At 39.8% G+C, this 17,813-nt stretch carries 14 protein-coding genes; 9 read left to right on the top strand and 5 right to left on the bottom strand.

Going from position 1 to position 17,813, the window contains the following annotated elements:
- Window positions 1-163: 163 nt before the first annotated feature.
- Window positions 164-373, bottom strand: a complete 210-nt coding sequence (locus E2H97_RS06485) for a hypothetical protein (RefSeq protein WP_133406382.1) — start codon at window positions 371-373, stop codon at window positions 164-166.
- Window positions 374-744: 371 nt separating this feature from the next.
- On the opposite strand from E2H97_RS06485, the gene E2H97_RS06490 reads away from it, so the two are divergent.
- Complete coding sequence (locus E2H97_RS06490; RefSeq protein WP_133406383.1) at window positions 745-2,100, top strand: DEAD/DEAH box helicase; 1,356 nt, start codon at window positions 745-747, stop codon at window positions 2,098-2,100.
- A 95-nt stretch (window positions 2,101-2,195) separates the two neighbouring features.
- Entirely contained in the window at window positions 2,196-3,599 is a 1,404-nt protein-coding gene (gene dbpA, locus E2H97_RS06495) for an ATP-dependent RNA helicase DbpA (protein ID WP_133406384.1), read from the top strand.
- Window positions 3,600-3,794: 195 nt separating this feature from the next.
- Here the strand turns inward: dbpA and E2H97_RS06500 are convergent, their stop codons facing one another.
- Window positions 3,795-4,406 carry a YrbL family protein gene (locus tag E2H97_RS06500; protein ID WP_133406385.1) on the bottom strand — a complete coding sequence of 204 codons (612 nt, stop codon included), beginning with the start codon at window positions 4,404-4,406 and terminating at the stop codon, window positions 3,795-3,797.
- Between the two features lie 470 nt (window positions 4,407-4,876).
- Here E2H97_RS06500 and E2H97_RS06505 point away from each other — a divergent pair, with 470 nt between their 5' ends.
- Window positions 4,877-5,581 (top strand): hypothetical protein, encoded by a 705-nt coding sequence (locus E2H97_RS06505; protein WP_133406386.1) that lies wholly within the window; start codon window positions 4,877-4,879, stop codon window positions 5,579-5,581.
- Window positions 5,582-5,623: 42 nt separating this feature from the next.
- The gene (locus E2H97_RS06510; RefSeq protein ID WP_133406387.1) at window positions 5,624-6,373 is read left to right on the top strand and encodes a zinc-dependent metalloprotease family protein; all 750 of its coding nucleotides are present in this window, start codon (window positions 5,624-5,626) and stop codon (window positions 6,371-6,373) included.
- A gap of 67 nt (window positions 6,374-6,440) precedes the next feature.
- Here E2H97_RS06510 and E2H97_RS06515 read toward each other — a convergent pair whose 3' ends face one another.
- Window positions 6,441-7,421 carry a helix-turn-helix domain-containing protein gene (locus E2H97_RS06515; protein ID WP_133406388.1) on the bottom strand — a complete coding sequence of 327 codons (981 nt, stop codon included), beginning with the start codon at window positions 7,419-7,421 and terminating at the stop codon, window positions 6,441-6,443.
- 255 nt (window positions 7,422-7,676) lie between these two features.
- Here E2H97_RS06515 and E2H97_RS06520 point away from each other — a divergent pair, with 255 nt between their 5' ends.
- Complete coding sequence (locus E2H97_RS06520) at window positions 7,677-8,345, top strand: hypothetical protein (protein WP_133406389.1); 669 nt, start codon at window positions 7,677-7,679, stop codon at window positions 8,343-8,345.
- Between the two features lie 5 nt (window positions 8,346-8,350).
- Here E2H97_RS06520 and cysZ read toward each other — a convergent pair whose 3' ends face one another.
- Complete coding sequence (cysZ, locus tag E2H97_RS06525; RefSeq protein ID WP_133406390.1) at window positions 8,351-9,121, bottom strand: sulfate transporter CysZ; 771 nt, start codon at window positions 9,119-9,121, stop codon at window positions 8,351-8,353.
- Window positions 9,122-9,291: 170 nt separating this feature from the next.
- On the opposite strand from cysZ, the gene E2H97_RS06530 reads away from it, so the two are divergent.
- The 3 genes from E2H97_RS06530 (at window position 9,292) to ligA (ending at window position 15,687) form a co-directional block, all read left to right on the top strand.
- Window positions 9,292-12,687, top strand: coding sequence for a chromosome segregation protein SMC (locus tag E2H97_RS06530; protein ID WP_133406391.1), 3,396 nt, complete (start codon window positions 9,292-9,294; stop codon window positions 12,685-12,687).
- A gap of 67 nt (window positions 12,688-12,754) precedes the next feature.
- Window positions 12,755-13,615, top strand: coding sequence for a cell division protein ZipA (zipA, locus tag E2H97_RS06535; RefSeq protein WP_133406392.1), 861 nt, complete (start codon window positions 12,755-12,757; stop codon window positions 13,613-13,615).
- A gap of 68 nt (window positions 13,616-13,683) precedes the next feature.
- On the top strand, window positions 13,684-15,687 hold the full coding sequence (gene ligA / locus E2H97_RS06540) for an NAD-dependent DNA ligase LigA (protein WP_133406393.1): 2,004 nt from the start codon (window positions 13,684-13,686) through the stop codon (window positions 15,685-15,687).
- A gap of 23 nt (window positions 15,688-15,710) precedes the next feature.
- On the opposite strand, the gene E2H97_RS06545 is transcribed toward ligA, so the two are convergent.
- Window positions 15,711-16,484, bottom strand: coding sequence for an AraC family transcriptional regulator (locus tag E2H97_RS06545; RefSeq protein WP_133406394.1), 774 nt, complete (start codon window positions 16,482-16,484; stop codon window positions 15,711-15,713).
- Between the two features lie 104 nt (window positions 16,485-16,588).
- Between E2H97_RS06545 and E2H97_RS06550 the strand changes: the two genes are divergently transcribed.
- On the top strand, window positions 16,589-17,782 hold the full coding sequence (locus E2H97_RS06550; protein WP_133406395.1) for an MFS transporter: 1,194 nt from the start codon (window positions 16,589-16,591) through the stop codon (window positions 17,780-17,782).
- Window positions 17,783-17,813 lie beyond the last annotated feature (31 nt).

Consider the following 17,813-nt stretch of genomic DNA (forward strand, 5'->3'; position numbering starts at 1 on the left):
GAGAAATATTTCAATATTTAATACGCTTTTAGAGTATTAAATTGAAACTTCTGTCGAGTATTTTAAGTCAGTTTTTGGTTTATAAATGCAGGGTATAAGCGCACAAGGTATTTTTATGTACTAAGAAGTTTTTCTTGCGGTTAAAGGCTGTGCGTTTGAATAGCTATCGATTGGTCATATGTGCTGCAAAGTCTCTAAAAGCTTGTCGTGCAGACTTGTTTGAGCTTAGAAAATATCCATCTATGTTTTTTACTACCCAAAGCTCGCCATTGACGTAGTGATAATTTGTGCCTTCAGAGTAAGTTGCTTTATAGGTACTCTGTAGATAACTTATAAAATCATTGGCTCTCGTATTAGTAACTTCTGCTTGCATATGAACTTGCTCCTCACTGATTTTTCTTTCAATACTTTAGTTACATAGAGTTACGCAGCACAGCATTTAATCTTTGATATTTATAGTCTTTATTTTATAAGTGTTGATAAAAAATTAATAAGTTCTTCTACTCCTGATAGGTGTTTTTTTAAAATAATTTTTTGTTATAAATTAAAGTTATTCATTTATATATTATGTTGATGATGTCTTTATGCATATTTCTAAACTAATGAGGTGACTTTAACACCATAACGAATATGCAGGAATTGCTTTGGCTTTGGTATTAGCACCTTTGTGTAATTTGTTGTAAGCTGCCGCCCCCTCGTTCCGTTGATGTAGACAGAACGCTGCCACAAAGAAGAGATTATTTCATGAGTTTTGCCTCTCTAGGTTTATCAGCCCCTATCCTCGAAGCTGTAAAAAAACAAGGATACGATTCACCTTCACCTATTCAAAGCCATGCAATACCTGCTGTCTTGGATGGCAAAGATGTAATGGCAGCAGCTCAAACTGGAACGGGCAAAACGGCAGGTTTCACATTACCTATTTTAGAAAGGTTATCAGGTGGTCAACGAGTGCGGGCTAACCAGGTTCGTGCGCTTATTTTGACGCCGACAAGAGAGCTGGCTGCTCAAGTGGGTAATAGTGTTCAAACCTATAGCTGTAATCTTCCTTTGCGTTCAACGGTCGTATTCGGTGGCGTTAAAATTAATCCGCAAATGCTAAAGCTGCGCAAAGGTGTTGATGTTCTCGTTGCAACACCAGGCCGATTGTTGGATCTCTATAATCAAAACGCGGTTAATTTTAAGCAACTTGAAATTTTAGTGTTAGATGAAGCCGATAGAATGTTAGATATGGGCTTTATCCACGACATTAAAAAGATCCTTGCCATACTGCCTAAGCAACGTCAGAACTTATTATTTTCAGCTACTTTTTCTGATGATATTCGTAAATTAGCCAAAGGGCTTGTAAATAATCCCGTAGAAATTTCAGTTACGCCTAAAAACGCGACAGCCAAAAGCGTTGAGCAATGGTTATACCCTGTAGATAAAAGTAAAAAAACGGCACTGGTAACCAAACTCATTAAAGCCAATAACTGGAAGCAAGTACTGATTTTTACCAAGACCAAGCACGGGGCAAATCGCTTAACACGTCATTTAGAAGGTAAAGGCATTCTAGCCAGTGCGATTCATGGTAATAAAAGTCAAAATGCACGAATTAATGCACTGGCTGATTTTAAATCTGGCAAGGTGAGAGCTTTAGTTGCGACCGATATTGCCGCGCGAGGTTTAGATATTGACCAATTACCGCAAGTTGTAAACTTTGACTTACCTAATGTTGCTGAAGATTATGTACATAGAATTGGTCGAACAGGGCGTGCTGGCTCAAAGGGTCAAGCAGTGTCTTTGGTTTGTGCTGATGAATTAAAAGAGTTAAGAGCAGTAGAACGTCTTACCAACCAATTAATAGAACGAAGAGTTCAAGAAGGATATGAACCCGTAAATGAACTACCGGTAACGGTATTAGATGGTAAAAAGAAGAAAATAAAAAAACCGAAAAAGCCAAAGCAAGTGAATACAGCAAAAGACGGTTCGAGCGATAAGTCGTCTACTCAAAAGCCGTCAATAAAAAAACAAACTCGTAAGCCCTCATCAAAAAGAACGGATAAGCCTGCGGCTAAAAAGAATACACCACGCCGTCGAGTCAGAAACGCTAAGCCGCAATAATACTTTTATTTTTAACTTTGGCTGAAGTTCATCAGAAACAAATGATAGAATTTCAGCCTAGGTTTTTATCTTTATCTCCACAGTAGGACATCACCTTGAGTCAGTCTGCCAAAACCAAACCATCTAACGCTGCTTTTTCATCATTACCTTTAAAAAAAGGGCTCTTAGATAATCTTCATACCATGAATTACCAAAGCATGACCTCTATTCAAGAGCAAAGTTTACCTTTGATCCTTGCAGGAGAAGATGTGATTGGTCAGGCAAAAACGGGGTCAGGTAAAACAGCAGCGTTCGGTTTGGGTTTGCTTAACAAATTGGATGTAAAGCGTTTTCGTATTCAGTCATTGGTGTTGTGCCCAACCCGTGAGCTGGCAGATCAAGTTGCGAAAGAGATCAGAACTTTAGCCCGTGGGATCCATAATATCAAAGTACTTACTTTGTGTGGTGGCGTACCAATGGGGCCACAAATTGGTTCGTTAGAGCATGGCGCTCACATCATTGTTGGTACTCCGGGGCGAATTACGGATCACTTAAGCCGAAATCGATTAGATTTGAGCAACGTTGAAATGCTGATCCTTGATGAAGCTGACCGAATGTTGGAAATGGGTTTTCAAGATGCAGTAGAAGATATTCTGGCTGAATTACCGTTTACTAAGCAGACACTATTATTCAGTGCTACGTTTCCGAAACAGATAAAGGCGATGACTGAGAGCATTATGCACTCACCGCATCGTGTTACGGTTAAAGAGGTTCATGATAATTCAAGCATTGAACAGCATTTCTATCAGTTAAAAGATAATCAGCAACGTATGGAAGCATTGCGTCTACTCATATTGCAGCAACAACCAGAAAGTGCGGTAGTTTTTTGTAATACCAAGCGTGAAACTCAACAAGTTGCCGACGAGCTAGAAAGTTTGGGCTTTAGTGCCGCTGCTTTACACGGTGATTTAGAGCAAAGAGATCGTGATCGTGTTTTGCTACGTTTTGCCAATAAAAGCATCAACATTTTAGTGGCTACTGATGTCGCGGCTCGTGGGTTAGATATTGATGCTTTGGATGCCGTTTTTAACTATCATCTTGCCTTTGATCACGAAGTACATACCCACCGCATTGGTCGTACAGGTCGTGCTGGTAGCAAAGGGAGCGCTTACACTTTTTATACCGAGCATGGTTACATCATTTCATTGATTGAAGACGATTTAGGGCGTGAAATTGTCAGTGAACCACTGCCACCAATGAGCTTACTGCATGCACAGCCACCTCAGCCTGCTATGAAAACTATTCAAATTGATGGTGGTAAAAAACAAAAATTAAGGCCGGGAGATATTTTAGGCGCATTGACTGCTAATCAAGAATTGACAGGTGATCAAATCGGTAAGATTCATATTACTGATATTCGTGCATTTGTTGCTGTCGAAAACAAAATTGCCAAAAAAGCTTTGCGTAAAATTACCAACGGAAAAATGAAAGGGCGTAATTTCAGAGCTTGGTTGATTTGATTTTTGGCGAGCTAAAAACAAGCTTTACTGGAATGACTAATCATCCGGTAAAGCTAAGTTTAAATAATTGCACTCAGTATGTCGTAATTTTATGAAATAGTTTGAATGCATTTAGTGGTGGCTTTTACTCTAAAGGCGATGCCTACCTTGGGCTTAGATTTAGCATATAGCATATAGCAGTTGAATAATAAATCCCTAAGGTTTTACTTCTACCTTAAGGGTATTCGGATAATGTGTATTTATTAGCTCAACCATTTCATTCCATTTACGCTTAATTTTCTTTCTTATCAACCTTGATGTAACTTCTGAAATCGGAATAAACTCTGAGTTTCCGATGTCATCAATAATCCACAATTTCAGGTGGCAGTCGGTTTTTTGAACTGCAATGTTTCTCGGAAGTAATGATGTCGTTAAAATTTTATTTGAAGACATGTACTCATATAAACAGTCCAGCTGCTTTACGAAATTTTCTTCGTAATCTTTAATTAAACTTGGATTTTGTAAATAGTATTCTAAGCTTTTTGAAACTAGACCATTATCATCTTTTATAAGTTGATAAATACTGCCTTTCCCCAAGTTAGTATCAATATCACCTTTATACTCACTAAGGTGTTTCCAAGAAATATTTCTACTGCTTAACCTTTTGTAATATTTATGCTCTCTATTCAGTGCCTTCTGAATATTCTTACTTTGCTTGCCTTGCTTATTCAGAGGGATTTTAATGCATAAATTATCATCGTGAGGGTGAATATAGCAGCATCTATGAGTCCCTTTGGCGATATAAAGAGATTCGTTGATTATCAACAATCTTGTATTTCCTTATTAAAATAGATCATCCAGATCGCGAATAATAAATTAATCATTTCTAAAAGTGATAACTTTATTACCAGATTTAGCTATTGATTAATTGAATTATGAGCGGTGTCTCATTCTGAACATTTTGTGTTGGTTGATTTGATTTTTAATGGTACGTGGATCTAGATAGCCACAGAGTTGAAGTTAAATATAACCGATAGAGCTAGTCGGGCATATCTTCTCATCTGCTGCTTAATTTATTGATCTTTCACTCAATTTACTTTCTCTTCAATATCAATTATTTATCATTTAAAGTTGTGTTGTTTTTTTGACCTTTGCCAATGGTTTGACTAGTCCGATATGTAATAAAAGTCTTATAATTCAATATGATATAAGCATATTCTAAATTGGTATTTTTACCCTGAATTAACATTCTTGTAACATCTGTTTTTTAATCATTTCAGCCACAACTAGGGTGTTATATGAACAAGAAAGTTCTGGGGATTACTATCGCGGTTTTGATTCTCATTGGAATGGGAATAACTCAATTCTTACAACAAGAAATTAAGAAACCTTCAGATAGCTTTGAAACTCCTTCTCCTTTGGTTCAAATCGAACGCAGACAGATCCCTAAGATTGAAAATGGCTTATCGACTGGTGTTGATATGTTTAAGCAGGGCTCTCCTTCAAAAGAAAAAACGGTAAACGCAAATGAAAAAGATACCGTTGTTTGGGTTGATTCTGCAGAAGCTGAACAGGTTCTAAAGGCGCAAGGAAAATTACCTGCCGACCTCACCAAAGAGCACTATATCGAGCTAGATATAGAGGAGCTCAAAGCATTAGAAGTAGGGGATTATATTGATCTTTACATTCCTCAAATGGGCGGAAGCTATACAGGTGAAGTCGATTTTATTCAGTCTCACTCAAATGGTGATAAAACTATCGAAGCCAACATTCCCGGTGCCGGACGTTTATATAGTGCGGTTATTACTATGGGAGAGGAAGCTGTATATGGAAACTTGGCAACCCAAAATGATACTTACATTTTGGAAGGTTCAGGAAAGTACGCTTGGATAGCTTCTCGGACTGATCTTGAATCCCAACACTCTAAGGCACATAGCGATGCATTAATCCCAAAAGGCAAGGTCGAGCATAAAAAAGACACCACATTTAGCCTTGACCAGTAAAAGAATTCCCTCGTCAATACCAAAAATAAAATGGAGAAAACAATGCACAAATCTATAAAAAAATCTGCATTAGGGGTCTCAGTGCTGCTTGCTTCAACAGCAGTTAATGCAGAAACAATCGATGTAATGATTTTATATACACAGCCTGCGGCAGATGCGGTTACGAATATTGATACTAAGATCAATCAATATATTTCGAATTCAAATCGTATTTATCGTAATAACGGGTTAGATATTGAGTTGAGATTAGTGGGTCGTCAATCTCAAGCATCTTCAACCTCGAATTTAGTGCCATCAGAAGAACACCTTAATCTAGTAACCAATAACCAAGGCGTGAAAGATGCTCGTGCCAATGTGCGTGCAGATATGGTTGTGTTGTTAGGTAAGAGACAAAATGTTCAAGGTGGTTATGTTTGTGGTATTGGATGGGTTGGTCAAGGCCAAAATGGGAACTTGTATCCACAGATGAAAGATCGCATGTTTAGTGTGACAGCGGTTGATTGTGGTGCCGCAACCTTTATCCATGAATTAGGTCACAACATGGGCTTAGGCCACTCTGTACGTCAAGGCAGTAGAGGTGGCGTTTATGCTGACGGTGTGGGTCATGGTGTTCAGAATAATTTCTCAACCATTATGGCTTATCCTCAGGCCTTTGGTTCAGCCGTTCGTTTAGATTACTTCTCAGATCCATATTGGAATGGATGTAATGGTCAAGCTTGTGGGGTAGCTGGTCAGTCGTATTCTAATAAAACACTGTGGTACGTTAAGGACGATGTCGCTAACTTCTTTTAGAGGTTAGTTATCAAATTGAGGGAATGAAGCAGGGAGCCATTGCTCCCTTTTTCCGGTGTGCTAGAGGTTAATCTTCGTCTTTCTCAAATAACTCAACTAAACCAACCAAGGCGATAAATAAAACGGCACCTACAGGCCAAACTATCCAAGTTATCTTCCAATTCTGCGACCAAAAGCTCCAACCAAGAAAAATGGCGGTTAATAATGGCCAATAAAATGCGGCAATTTTTTCAGCACGTTTTGTTCTTTTACTTTTTTGAGACTTTCCGCAACCTTCTTGCAAAATACGGTTGTAAGCGTCAAATTTTGCTGAAGAAGGGCTAACAATATAAACGCCACTGGAAATCATCAATAGTAAAACGATTAGCATCAATAAAGGCAAAATGTCACTGTCAATTAGGATGCTGGTTAACAGTAAAGGCACTGAACAGGCAATAAAAAAGAATGAACCTAACGCAGTTTTTGAATTGTAAGTGGGGCGATATTGCTTCAATTGCTGATTAATAGCGCTATGTACCCCATAGGCTAATTCAAATGGCTCCTTATCAATGATTTCAATATTCTCATCGTATTGATTGGTTTTAACGAAAAAGTTGACGCTTAAAGCGACAATAAGTAGTACGCTAACGATACCAATCGCAGGCGCGAGTTTATCTGATACCCCGAATATTCCTGTATTTTCAAGTGCTAATAAGAAAAATAACGGAATGGGGGAGCAGATACACAAAATCGCCCCTTTGGCGTTTAATTCGGATATGGCTACTTTGCTCTCGACATAATTGTTAGCCTGCTCTAATCCAATTTGATTACTATGTTCTTGGTCGGAGAGAGTATCCTTATCAATCGTTTCATGCTCATCTTTTAATAAATAATCTGTGGTAACACCAAAGATCTCAGCCAGCATTAAAATCTTGTTTAAATCAGGAATGCTCTGAGTACTTTCCCACTTAGAAACAGATTGTCTAGAAACATTCATTTTGTCTGCTAACTCTTCCTGCGACCAACCAAGACGTTTTCTTAATTGAATTATTTTTTCCGCCAAAATCATTTTATTTGTCCTTTCGTCCATAGATGAGTGGAAAGCATAGAAAATCATCTGGTTGCAAACTATCAAGTGATGTTGGAGTTTTGTCAACCAGCAGTTGCTTTTTATTATTTTTAATTTAAATACATGGAGTTATTCAAGCAGTTAGGAGGTATTTTAGGAATAAGCTAAAGTTATACCGAATATTAAATTTTGATTATGTAGTTGGCTGTATCTAAAGATTTTTTCTAGTCTAACAGTTTCATTTTTTAAAGGTGATTGATTATCAGTATTCAAGACATCAGCAGTTTAGGCCAAGAGAGCTATGAGGCTTACATAAAACAGTCTAGAGGTGGGCAATTACCAAGTAATAAAAAAGTGGATGTGGTGATTGGTGAAACTCATTACAGAATGGAAGAATCTAAATTTTTAGATTCTTATAACGTTGCTGGAATTCACCGAATCCCCCAAGCTGATTTTGAAACTATTCCACAATGCCAAAAACTTCGAGCGGGGATGTCACAGTTTTTATCGGCTGATGATAGAGGTTTTTCTCGTTTTAACTTAAAGCAGAATAACACCAAAGTTGGGCAATTATATTTGGCTTTACCCATTATTAGAGGAGGACGTGATGGTCAAGGGCAAGACTATATACCGCCACTACTTTGCTTGAATGGAGCTTTGGTTTACAGAGCTGAAAGAGTTGAATGCGAATTAGATTATCAAACAATAACTCATTATTTTGAGAGTAGGCAGTTAGTGCCAGAGCAATGCATCGAATGTATAAACGATGCTGACTCATTACAAAGGACTTTGATTGCTCGTTACACTGTGAGCCGTCCAAACAGCACGCCACAGACTATTATCGACGATGGCGTTGCCGTAGTATGGATGACTCTTCAAGGCTTCTACAGTAAAGATGGTAGCAAATACACAGAGATTAAATGAGCGCTTTAATCAGGTGCAATGGCTGAATTACGATATGCCTCGCGATATTTATCTACCCACATGGCGGTTGCACCGCAAATCGCTACTGGCATAACAATAAAGTTTACGATTGGTATCATCGACACTAATGCCACTGTTGCACCGAAACTGAAACTGGTGCCTTTAGTGTTCTTTAACGCAAACTTCATATCATCAAACTTCACTTTGTGATTATCGAACGGGTAGTCGCAATACTGAATGGCCATCATCCAAGCGCTGAAAAGAAACCAAACGATTGGGAAAACGGTTTGTCCAAGCACAGGGACAAAAAACAGTAATAAGACCAAAATCGCCCTCGGTAAATAGTATTTAAGCTTTTTCCATTCTCGACCGAGAATGCGGGGCAAATCTTTGATGAGATCTTTAGTTCCACCTGTATAGAGTGGTTTTCCTGTTAACTTTTGCTCAACCTTTTCCGCTAATAATCCATTAAATGGAGCCGCTATCCAATTCATAACGGAGCTGAATATAAACGACATGCTGATCAACATAGTAACGATGGCTAAAGGCCACAATAAGAAGTGTAACCAGCTGAGGATTTCAGGTAGTTGGCTATCGAGCCAATCAAAGAGCACTTGCAGTTGACCAAAAGCAAAATAAAACGCCGTGGAAAAAAGTAGGATATTGATGGTGAGAGGAATAAATACAAAACTTCTTAACCCCGGTTGGCGGATAAGTGATAAACCATCAATAAAATAATTCACACCACTTTTACGTGGAGAATGCTGAGAACTCATAAGTTAAGCCCTTTAGAATACGAATAAAATAATTTTGAATAAGTCTTGGATGAATGACAAGCTTCAAAGGTAATTGAGTATGTAAAAAACGTTACAAAATGCGTCTTGCTTTGCTAAAGTAATCAATTGACCTGCGGATAAGATTGAATACGGAACCCCACACAGCCTAAATGAAACTTAAACAAATAAAATTGGCTGGATTTAAGTCGTTTGTTGATCCAACAAAAATCCCCTTTGAAAAAGCATTAACAGGCATTATCGGACCGAATGGTTGTGGTAAGTCTAACGTGATTGATGCGGTTCGATGGGTGTTGGGTGAAAGTAGCGCTAAGCATTTGCGTGGTGGTGCGATGACAGACGTTATATTTAGTGGCTCTAATGCGCGCAATCCTGTATCCGTAGCCAGTGTTGAGTTGACCTTTGATAACCAAGATGGACGCCTTGCAGGACAGTATGCCAGTTATCAAGAAATTTCTGTTAAGCGTCAAGTCACCCGTGATGGCGATTCTTTCTATTATCTCAACGGGCAAAAGTGTCGCCGCAAAGACATTACCGATTTGTTCATGGGTACCGGATTAGGCCCGAGAAGTTATGCCATTATTGAACAAGGCATGATTTCCCGTTTGATTGAGTCTAAACCACAAGATTTACGAGTCTTTATTGAAGAAGCGGCGGGCATTTCTCGTTATAAAGAGCGTCGCCGTGATACCGAAAACCGCATTCGACACACTCGTGAAAACCTAGAACGTCTAGAAGATATTCGCATTGAGCTATCAACCCAACTGGATAAACTCGCTTCCCAGTCTCAAGCGGCAATAAAGTATAGAGAGTTAAAACAAACTGAGCGTCAAACCCACGCTGAATTGCTGGTGATGCGTTACAGTGAATTTCATCAGCAAATTGATGATATTACCAAGCAATTGTCAGAGTTGGATTTAGAGCTTGTTAAACATCAATCTGAACTCAAAAGTTTTGAATCTAAGCAAACTCAGTTAACGGTTCAGTTGAATGATGCCGTCGATGCCGAGCAAAAAACGGTTGCCGAGTTTTATCATAATAATACTGAGCGTGCGAAACTTGAGCAGCAAATCAGCCATCAGCAGCAATTAGAGCAGCATCAACAGCAACGTTTAACGGGGCTATCGCAACAGCTAAAAGAGCTTACTGAACAATTCGACCAACTGGCAGTTGAGCATAAAACCTTAAAACAGCAACAGGCTGCCGAGCAACCTCAGTTAGAGGAATTAGACGAGCGAGTTGAAGCCTTGTCTGAGCAACTAGAACTGCAAAAAGAAAACCAGCAAGAGGACCAATATCAGCATCAAGCGTTAAAGCAAGAATTGCACAATGCAAAAATGGAATTGCAACTTGCCAGCAGCCAATTAGCTCATGCTAAGCAACAGTTGTCTCAATCTGAGCAAAATCAAGAGCAAATCAACGCTCAACTGAGTTCATTAAATGAAACCCAACAAAATGAGTTAGATGCTGACAAGCTGAAGGAATCTGAAAAGCATATTAAGCTACTTGAAGATAAGCTTCAGGCATCAAAACAAGGTTATAAAGACAGTCAACAAGCCTATACACAGGCGGATGGACAGCGACAGGAGTTGAAGCAGCAACAAGCAGCAAGTCAATCACGCTTGTCGTTTATTGATTCTTGGCTGGTGGAGCAACAACAAGAACATCAGCAAGTTTGGCAAGTGATTGAAGCGGCTTCAGGATGGGAAAAAGCGTTGGAGTTGGTATTAGGTGATTTGCTGACGGCAAAAGTAGTTCCAGAGTTTTCTGATGAAACGGGATTTGTGGCAATACAAGGCGGCTTTCAACATGAAATGTTAGCGAAAAGCCCTTTGAACCTTGCACCGTGGCTCGATAGCTTATTGCTTGCTGACGACAAAGAGCAAGCAAGCACTTACCTTGAAGATTTAATGGATGAGCAGTGTGTCCTCACCAAAGATGGATATTTGATTGGGCGTGGATTTATATTGAGCCAAGCTCAGCAGCCGAACTCGCAATTATCCTTTAAGGCTGAAAAAGAAGCGGTGGAAGTTGAGGTGCAACAGCAGACAACATCACTAGAGCAGTTACAAAGTGAATGTCAGCAGCATCAGTCGCAAAATCAACAGTTTCAAGCTGAAATTGAGAAACTTCAGCAACAATTACAACAAGCACAATTAGAGTTAACTCGTCAGCAATCACAATACAGTGCTGAGCAACAGCGTCTTGAACAGAATAAAGCTCAACGGCAGCTGCTTGAGTCTCAGCTTAATGAGCTGAAAGTTCAGCAAAGCCAATTACAATCATCTATCGAAGCTTTAGATGAAAAGCATGATCAGCAAAATGATTTGGTCGAAAAAGCGCAATCTAATATTCAAGTAGTAGAAGACAAGCAGCAAAAACTCGATACTCAATTAGCTGATTTACAAGCCCAGCTCTCTCAATATCAGCAACAAAAAGAGCAGCTAGCACTTCAATCTCAGAAAAATACGATGAAACTCGCTTTGGTTGAGCAACAACAAGTTCAATTAGCAAGCAGTAAACAAAACTTAGACAAACAAATTATTGAGCTTACTGGTGGTGAGACACCAACACAGTCAGATTTTGATATTCAGTCACTGCAAGATCAATTACAACAAAAGCTACAAGTTCAGCAGCAACAACAAAAAGAGCTGGATAAATGCCGAAATTATCAAGCTGAAATACAGGCTAAGCTTGATGGGCTAATAAGTAGTCAAAAACAAGCGGTTGTACAATGTGAGGTCTTGACTCAGAAGATCAGCGAGTTAAAGTTACACCGCGAAGGGTTAAAGGGGCAAGCCAATAGCTTGCAGCAACAGCTTAATGAAGAGCAAATTCAGTTAGAAAGCGTGATTCAATCTATTAGTGCAGAAGCTAATGTGGATGAATGGCAGCAAAAACTGGACAAAGTTCGTAATCAAATTCGACGCTTAGGCGCTATTAACTTAGCGGCCATTGAAGAGTACGAACAACAAAAAGAGCGAAAAGTGTATCTTGATGCTCAAAACGAAGATTTAACCCAAGCGCTGGAAAGTTTAGAGTCGGCGATTCGTAAGATTGATCGCGAAACCCGTACTCGTTTTAAAACGACGTTTGAAAAAGTAAATGATGATTTGCAAATGCTTTTCCCTAAAGTCTTCGGTGGGGGAAGTGCATACTTGGCATTGACGGATGATGATCTGCTAGAAACAGGTGTCACCATCATGGCAAGACCGCCGGGTAAAAAGAATAGCAGTATTCATTTACTTTCAGGTGGAGAAAAAGCCTTAACCGCTTTATCATTAGTGTTTGCGATCTTCAGATTAAACCCAGCACCGTTTTGTATGTTGGATGAAGTGGATGCGCCACTGGATGATGCAAACGTTGAGCGATTCTGTCGCTTGCTACAAGAAATGGCGCAAACAGTACAATTTATATTTATCAGTCATAACAAAATAACCATGGAAATGGCTGAGCAGCTTATTGGTGTCACAATGCACGAAGCCGGGGTATCTCGAATCGTAGCGGTTGATATTGATGAAGCTGTTGCAATGGCAGATGCCAGTTAGTTTTGCAGTTATATTAAAGTTACATAACTGCTTTTTGATTCATTTTTAGTTTACGGTAGGGTAACGGATGGAAGACCTGCAATTAGTTTTTGCAATATTGGGTGGAGTTGCGATCTTGGCCGTTTTGGTACATGGAATTTGGTCCATTCGCCGTCAACAAGGAAACAATATCAAAGACAAAAGAATGCCTAGAGCGCAGAAGAAGCATTCACCAAAAGTTGATTCAGAAGGTTTTGATGAACATGGTATCAGTGAGGTTCGGGTGGTCAAAACCTCTGAGCCTAAAACGAGTTCTCAGGCTATCGAACAAGAAGCTAAGCAAGAACCAATATTGTCTCCTGAACCTGAAAACAAACGTGTTGAACCTGTTATTGAACCTCAACTAGAAACCGCATCAGAAGAGCAACTAGATTTAGGGCTTGAACCCAAACAAGCTGGTTTATTTGATGAAGAGGAAGCCATTCCTACTGTCGAAAATGTTTCCGAAGCTAAGCAAGTGGAAGAAGAGCCTCAAGAACTTCCTGATCCTTATGATGTGCTTGTTTTACATGTAGTCGCAAAAGAAGGCGAAGAGTTAAGAGGGGCAGAGTTATTACCTAGCATGCTTACTGTTAACTTTAAATATGGTGACATGAACATTTTCCATCGCCATGAAAATCCAGCAGGTACAGGAAACGTATTATTTTCGATTGCCAATATGGTTAATCCAGGTACATTTGATCCAGATAATATGGAGCAATTTTCTACACCAGGTATAGTGCTGTTCATGCGTTTGCCTTGTCATGGTGATGCTTTACGCAACTTCTCAACCATGCTTAATTCTGCCGAACAGTTGGCTGACGATCTCGGCGCAGAGTTACGAGATGGAGAACGCCTACCTTGGAACGATGACAAAAAACAAGATTATATCCGTCGTATTAAAGCCTGAATACCAGCAAGCAAATTATGAAATAGGGCCGCATTTGCGGCCTTATTGCTCTAAAACTGAGACAAATCATGACTGATATTAAACAACAAATCGAAGCACTTTCTGCAAGTTTGCATCAACATAACATCAACTATTACGTTGATGACGCCCCAACGATCCCTGATGCTGAATACGATCGTTTATTGCATGAACTTAAAGCGTTAGAGCAGCAACATCCAGAGTTTATTTTGCCTGATTCTCCTACTCAACGAGTGGGTGGCAGGCCATTGGATAAATTCGAGCAAGTGACTCACCTTAAGCCTATGTTGAGCCTTGATAATGCGTTTAATGGCGAAGACATGCAGAGTTTTGATAAGCGTAATTCTGATAAGGTTGGTCAAATCGAATATTGCTGCGAGCCTAAACTCGATGGTTTAGCCGTAAGCATTTTGTATCGCAACGGTATTTTAGAGCGAGCGGCTACTCGCGGTGACGGTAATGTAGGCGAAGACATAACCGAGAATGTAAAAACCATTCGTTCTATTCCATTAAGGCTGCGCGGTGAATTTCCTGAGCTGGTTGAGATCCGTGGTGAAGCCTTTATGCCTAAAGCCGCTTTTGATTCTGTGAATGAAGCTGCAAAAGCAAAAGGTGACAAAGTCTTCGTTAACCCTCGAAATGCAGCAGCTGGGAGTCTACGTCAGCTAGACAGCCGTATTACCGCCAGTCGTAAACTGGATTTTTATGCTTATGCTTTGGGAGTGGTGGAGCCTGAGTCTTGGGCATTGGCTAAAGATCACTATGCTCAATTACAACAACTTAAATCTTGGGGGCTTCCTGTTTCAAGCGAAGTTAAGGTATGCCCGACATTATCTGACGTTGATGCTTACTACGCTGATATTTTGAATCGTCGAGATGCATTGGATTATGAAATCGATGGCGTGGTGATCAAAACCAATAGCATCGAGCAACAAAAACAACTGGGATTTGTGGCTAAAGCACCGCGTTGGGCGATTGCTTATAAATTCCCTGCACAAGAAGAAATGACTTTGCTTGAAGGTGTGGACTTTCAAGTTGGCAGAACAGGCGCATTAACGCCTGTTGCGCGACTTAAGCCAGTGTTTGTTGGTGGTGTGACTGTTTCTAATGCGACATTGCATAATGCAGACGAAATTGACCGCCTTGGTGTGAAGGTTGGCGACACAGTGATTATTCGTCGTGCCGGTGATGTTATTCCTCAAGTGGTAGCAGTTGTTGCTGAGAAACGTCCTGAATCAGCTCAAGAGATAGTGTTTCCACCACAATGTCCCATTTGTGAGTCTGATGTAGAACGAGTGGAAGGTGAAGCCGTCGCTCGTTGTACTGGCGGTTTGTTCTGTGGCGCTCAACGTAAAGAAGCCATCAAACACTTTGCCTCCCGCAAAGCGATAGATATCGACGGCATGGGCGATAAGGTCGTCGAACAGTTGATCGATAAAGAGTTAGTTCAAACACCAGCCGATTTATTCGGTTTATCTGCCTCTGCTATTACTATGTTGGATCGCATGGGTATGAAGTCAGCCACCAATTTGGTCAATGCACTTGAAGCCGCTAAGAAAACAACCTTAGCTAAGTTCTTATATTCGCTTGGCATTCGTGAAGTAGGTGAAGCCACAGCAGCAAATTTAGCCGCTCACTTTAAAACCCTAGATGCAATAAAAGCAGCCAGTGCTGATACTTTGATTGAGGTTGAAGATGTAGGTGTGATTGTGGCTAAGCACATTGAACACTTTTTCGCACAACCCCATAATCTTGAAGTCGTCGAAGCGCTTTTAGCCGCGGGAATTCATTGGTCTGAGGTTGAAGAGGTTGCTGAAGATGAGCAACCGCTTAAAGGTCAAACATGGGTACTTACCGGTACCTTGACACAAATGGGGCGTAGTGAAGCGAAAGCAAAATTGCAGTTACTAGGTGCTAAAGTAGCAGGCAGCGTTTCTAAAAAAACTGATTGTGTTGTGGCTGGTGATGCGGCAGGTTCCAAACTGGCTAAAGCTCAAGAACTTGGAATTAAAGTACTTGATGAAGAAGGGTTGCTTGCATTTCTGAATAACTAATATTCAGTTGGCCCTGATTGTAATCACTTAAAATATTGTTTAGGGGTTACTCCAAACGCCGCTTTAAATGATTTAATAAAGTTACTCTCATTGCTAAAGCCTAGAGAGTAACTTACCTCTATCACGGATTTGTTTTGAGCCAATAATTCTACGGCTTTGAGCAATCTTATTTGAATTCGACATTGTCGAAATCCCATTTTCATTTCTTTATTAAATCGCCTTGATAGTGTTTTCTCTGTGGTATGCAATTGAGCAGCCCACTGTTCTAGGCTTGTTGTATCTTCTGGTGTTTGTTCTATTTTATTCAAAATAGTTTGAATTTTAGGGTCATCAGAACGAGGGTATTGAAGCGGTTCTGTAACCATGACTTGCAGTTGCTCCACAAGGACAGATATCAACTTTAAACTATGAGGGTGATTTTCTGGCCAATGACTCGAATGAAGATACAGAATAATTTCGCGTACTAAAGGTGAAATGGCAATGACTTGGCTTTGTCTAGGTAATTGTTCTAAGAAATCTGGGGCGGTAATTTTAAAGCTTTTCACTTTTGCCGTTTTTACAATTTCTAGTTGATGCCGTGCGTTTGCTGGTATCCAAACCGCTCGTAGTGGCGGGGCGATCCAGCAGCAGTTTTCAGTTAATAGCCTTATTACACCAGAAGATGCATATAAGAGTTGAGCTTCTGGGTGTTGATGCCAACTGACTTTCTGGCTTGGGCTGTAAGTTACGCCCTTGATTTCCAGAGTTTCAGGTAAGGACATTAAAGAAAACGAATAGTCATCGTTATTTTTTATCATTAATTTGTCCGTTTATAACTGTTTTTTGTCTTAATAGTAACTATAGTCAAGAATTTTTCCTTACTAAGCTTATTTCAAATCCATTAGCTTTTTGAGGTGGTTGAATGAACACAAACTCAAAACAGATCAGATTAATTTCATTGTTAAATGTAGGGCATTTTTTAACGCATTATTTAGTACTGATTTATCCTACATTAGCTTTATTTCTCATTAAACCGTGGCATATGAGTTATTCAGAATTACTCAAACTCGGTTCTTTAAGTGCGCTGATGTACGGTGTTGGTGTCCTGCCGTCAGGCTGGTTATCAGACAAATTTGGACGTGGGAAAATGATGTTGGTGTTTTTCTTCGGATCTGCACTTGCTTGTTTTGCTGCGGGTCTGAGCCAAAATTCTTTTCAGCTTACAATAAGTATTGGTTTTATCGGTTTATTTTCAGCTATTTATCACCCTGTGGGTTTATCTATAATTTATGGCGCATCAAATAAAGCTGGGCGTGTACTGGCTATCAATGGCGTATTCGGAAATTTAGGGATGGCGGTTGCGGCATTTGCGACTAGCTTGATAGCAAGTAATTTAGATTGGCGCTGGGCTTTATATTTGCCGGGGACTTTGTGCTTATTAGCAGGCTTATTTTATATTTCACATACGCGGTGCAATGTCGAGTATCAGAAACAATCCCATGCTTCGCAATTGGATTTACCTTTAACGAAAATGCGATGGATATTTACCTGTATATTGATCACGGCAAGCTGCGGTGGCTTAGTATTTAATAGCTTAACAACTGGACTTCCTAAAATACTCAGGGTAGAGAGTAGTTTTAGTACAGCTTCTTTAGTTGCGGTTGGGGGAATGGCAACGTTGATTTTAGTTGTCGCTTCGATAGCACAGTTACTTATTGGAGAGTTATTACATCGTATAGCAGCAGAAAAATTGCTGTTTATCGTCGTAATTTTTCAGGTTCTTACACTAGGCTTGATCTCTGTTTTTGGCTTTTCGCTTTATACCCTTGGTGTTTGTCTGTTTTTCAATATGGCGCAGTTACCCATTAATGATTTTATTATTGGTAAATACGCACAAAAGCGATGGCGAGCATTGTTTTATGGTGTGAAGTACACTCTTTCACTGGGAAGTTCACCTGTAGCCTATTGGTTATTGGCGACAAGCTTTAATCCTAATGATCACTTTACAAGCTTGTTCTATTTGCTGTTTTGTTTTTCATTCATCTCAATGCTGACGGTAATATTACTCATAAGTTGTTCTAGTGCGAGTACGCCAACAAAATTGAAATTTATCTGATATTTAAATTTGTAATCACAGAGGAGGATTT

The sequence above is a fragment of the Parashewanella tropica genome (assembly GCF_004358445.1).
GTDB lineage: Bacteria > Pseudomonadota > Gammaproteobacteria > Enterobacterales > Shewanellaceae > Parashewanella > Parashewanella tropica.

Bases quoted from the DNA above. Each gene is read 5' to 3' on its own strand.
- E2H97_RS06485 (WP_133406382.1), bottom strand. From the start codon at position 373: ATGCAAGCAGAAGTTACTAATACGAGAGCCAATGATTTTATAAGTTAT.
- E2H97_RS06550 (WP_133406395.1), top strand. From the start codon at position 16,589: ATGAACACAAACTCAAAACAGATCAGATTAATTTCATTGTTAAATGTA.
- E2H97_RS06545 (WP_133406394.1), bottom strand. From the start codon at position 16,484: ATGATAAAAAATAACGATGACTATTCGTTTTCTTTAATGTCCTTACCT.
- cysZ (WP_133406390.1), bottom strand. From the start codon at position 9,121: ATGAGTTCTCAGCATTCTCCACGTAAAAGTGGTGTGAATTATTTTATT.
- zipA (WP_133406392.1), top strand. From the start codon at position 12,755: ATGGAAGACCTGCAATTAGTTTTTGCAATATTGGGTGGAGTTGCGATC.
- E2H97_RS06490 (WP_133406383.1), top strand. From the start codon at position 745: ATGAGTTTTGCCTCTCTAGGTTTATCAGCCCCTATCCTCGAAGCTGTA.
- E2H97_RS06515 (WP_133406388.1), bottom strand. From the start codon at position 7,421: ATGATTTTGGCGGAAAAAATAATTCAATTAAGAAAACGTCTTGGTTGG.
- E2H97_RS06530 (WP_133406391.1), top strand. From the start codon at position 9,292: ATGAAACTTAAACAAATAAAATTGGCTGGATTTAAGTCGTTTGTTGAT.
- ligA (WP_133406393.1), top strand. From the start codon at position 13,684: ATGACTGATATTAAACAACAAATCGAAGCACTTTCTGCAAGTTTGCAT.
- E2H97_RS06510 (WP_133406387.1), top strand. From the start codon at position 5,624: ATGCACAAATCTATAAAAAAATCTGCATTAGGGGTCTCAGTGCTGCTT.
- E2H97_RS06505 (WP_133406386.1), top strand. From the start codon at position 4,877: ATGAACAAGAAAGTTCTGGGGATTACTATCGCGGTTTTGATTCTCATT.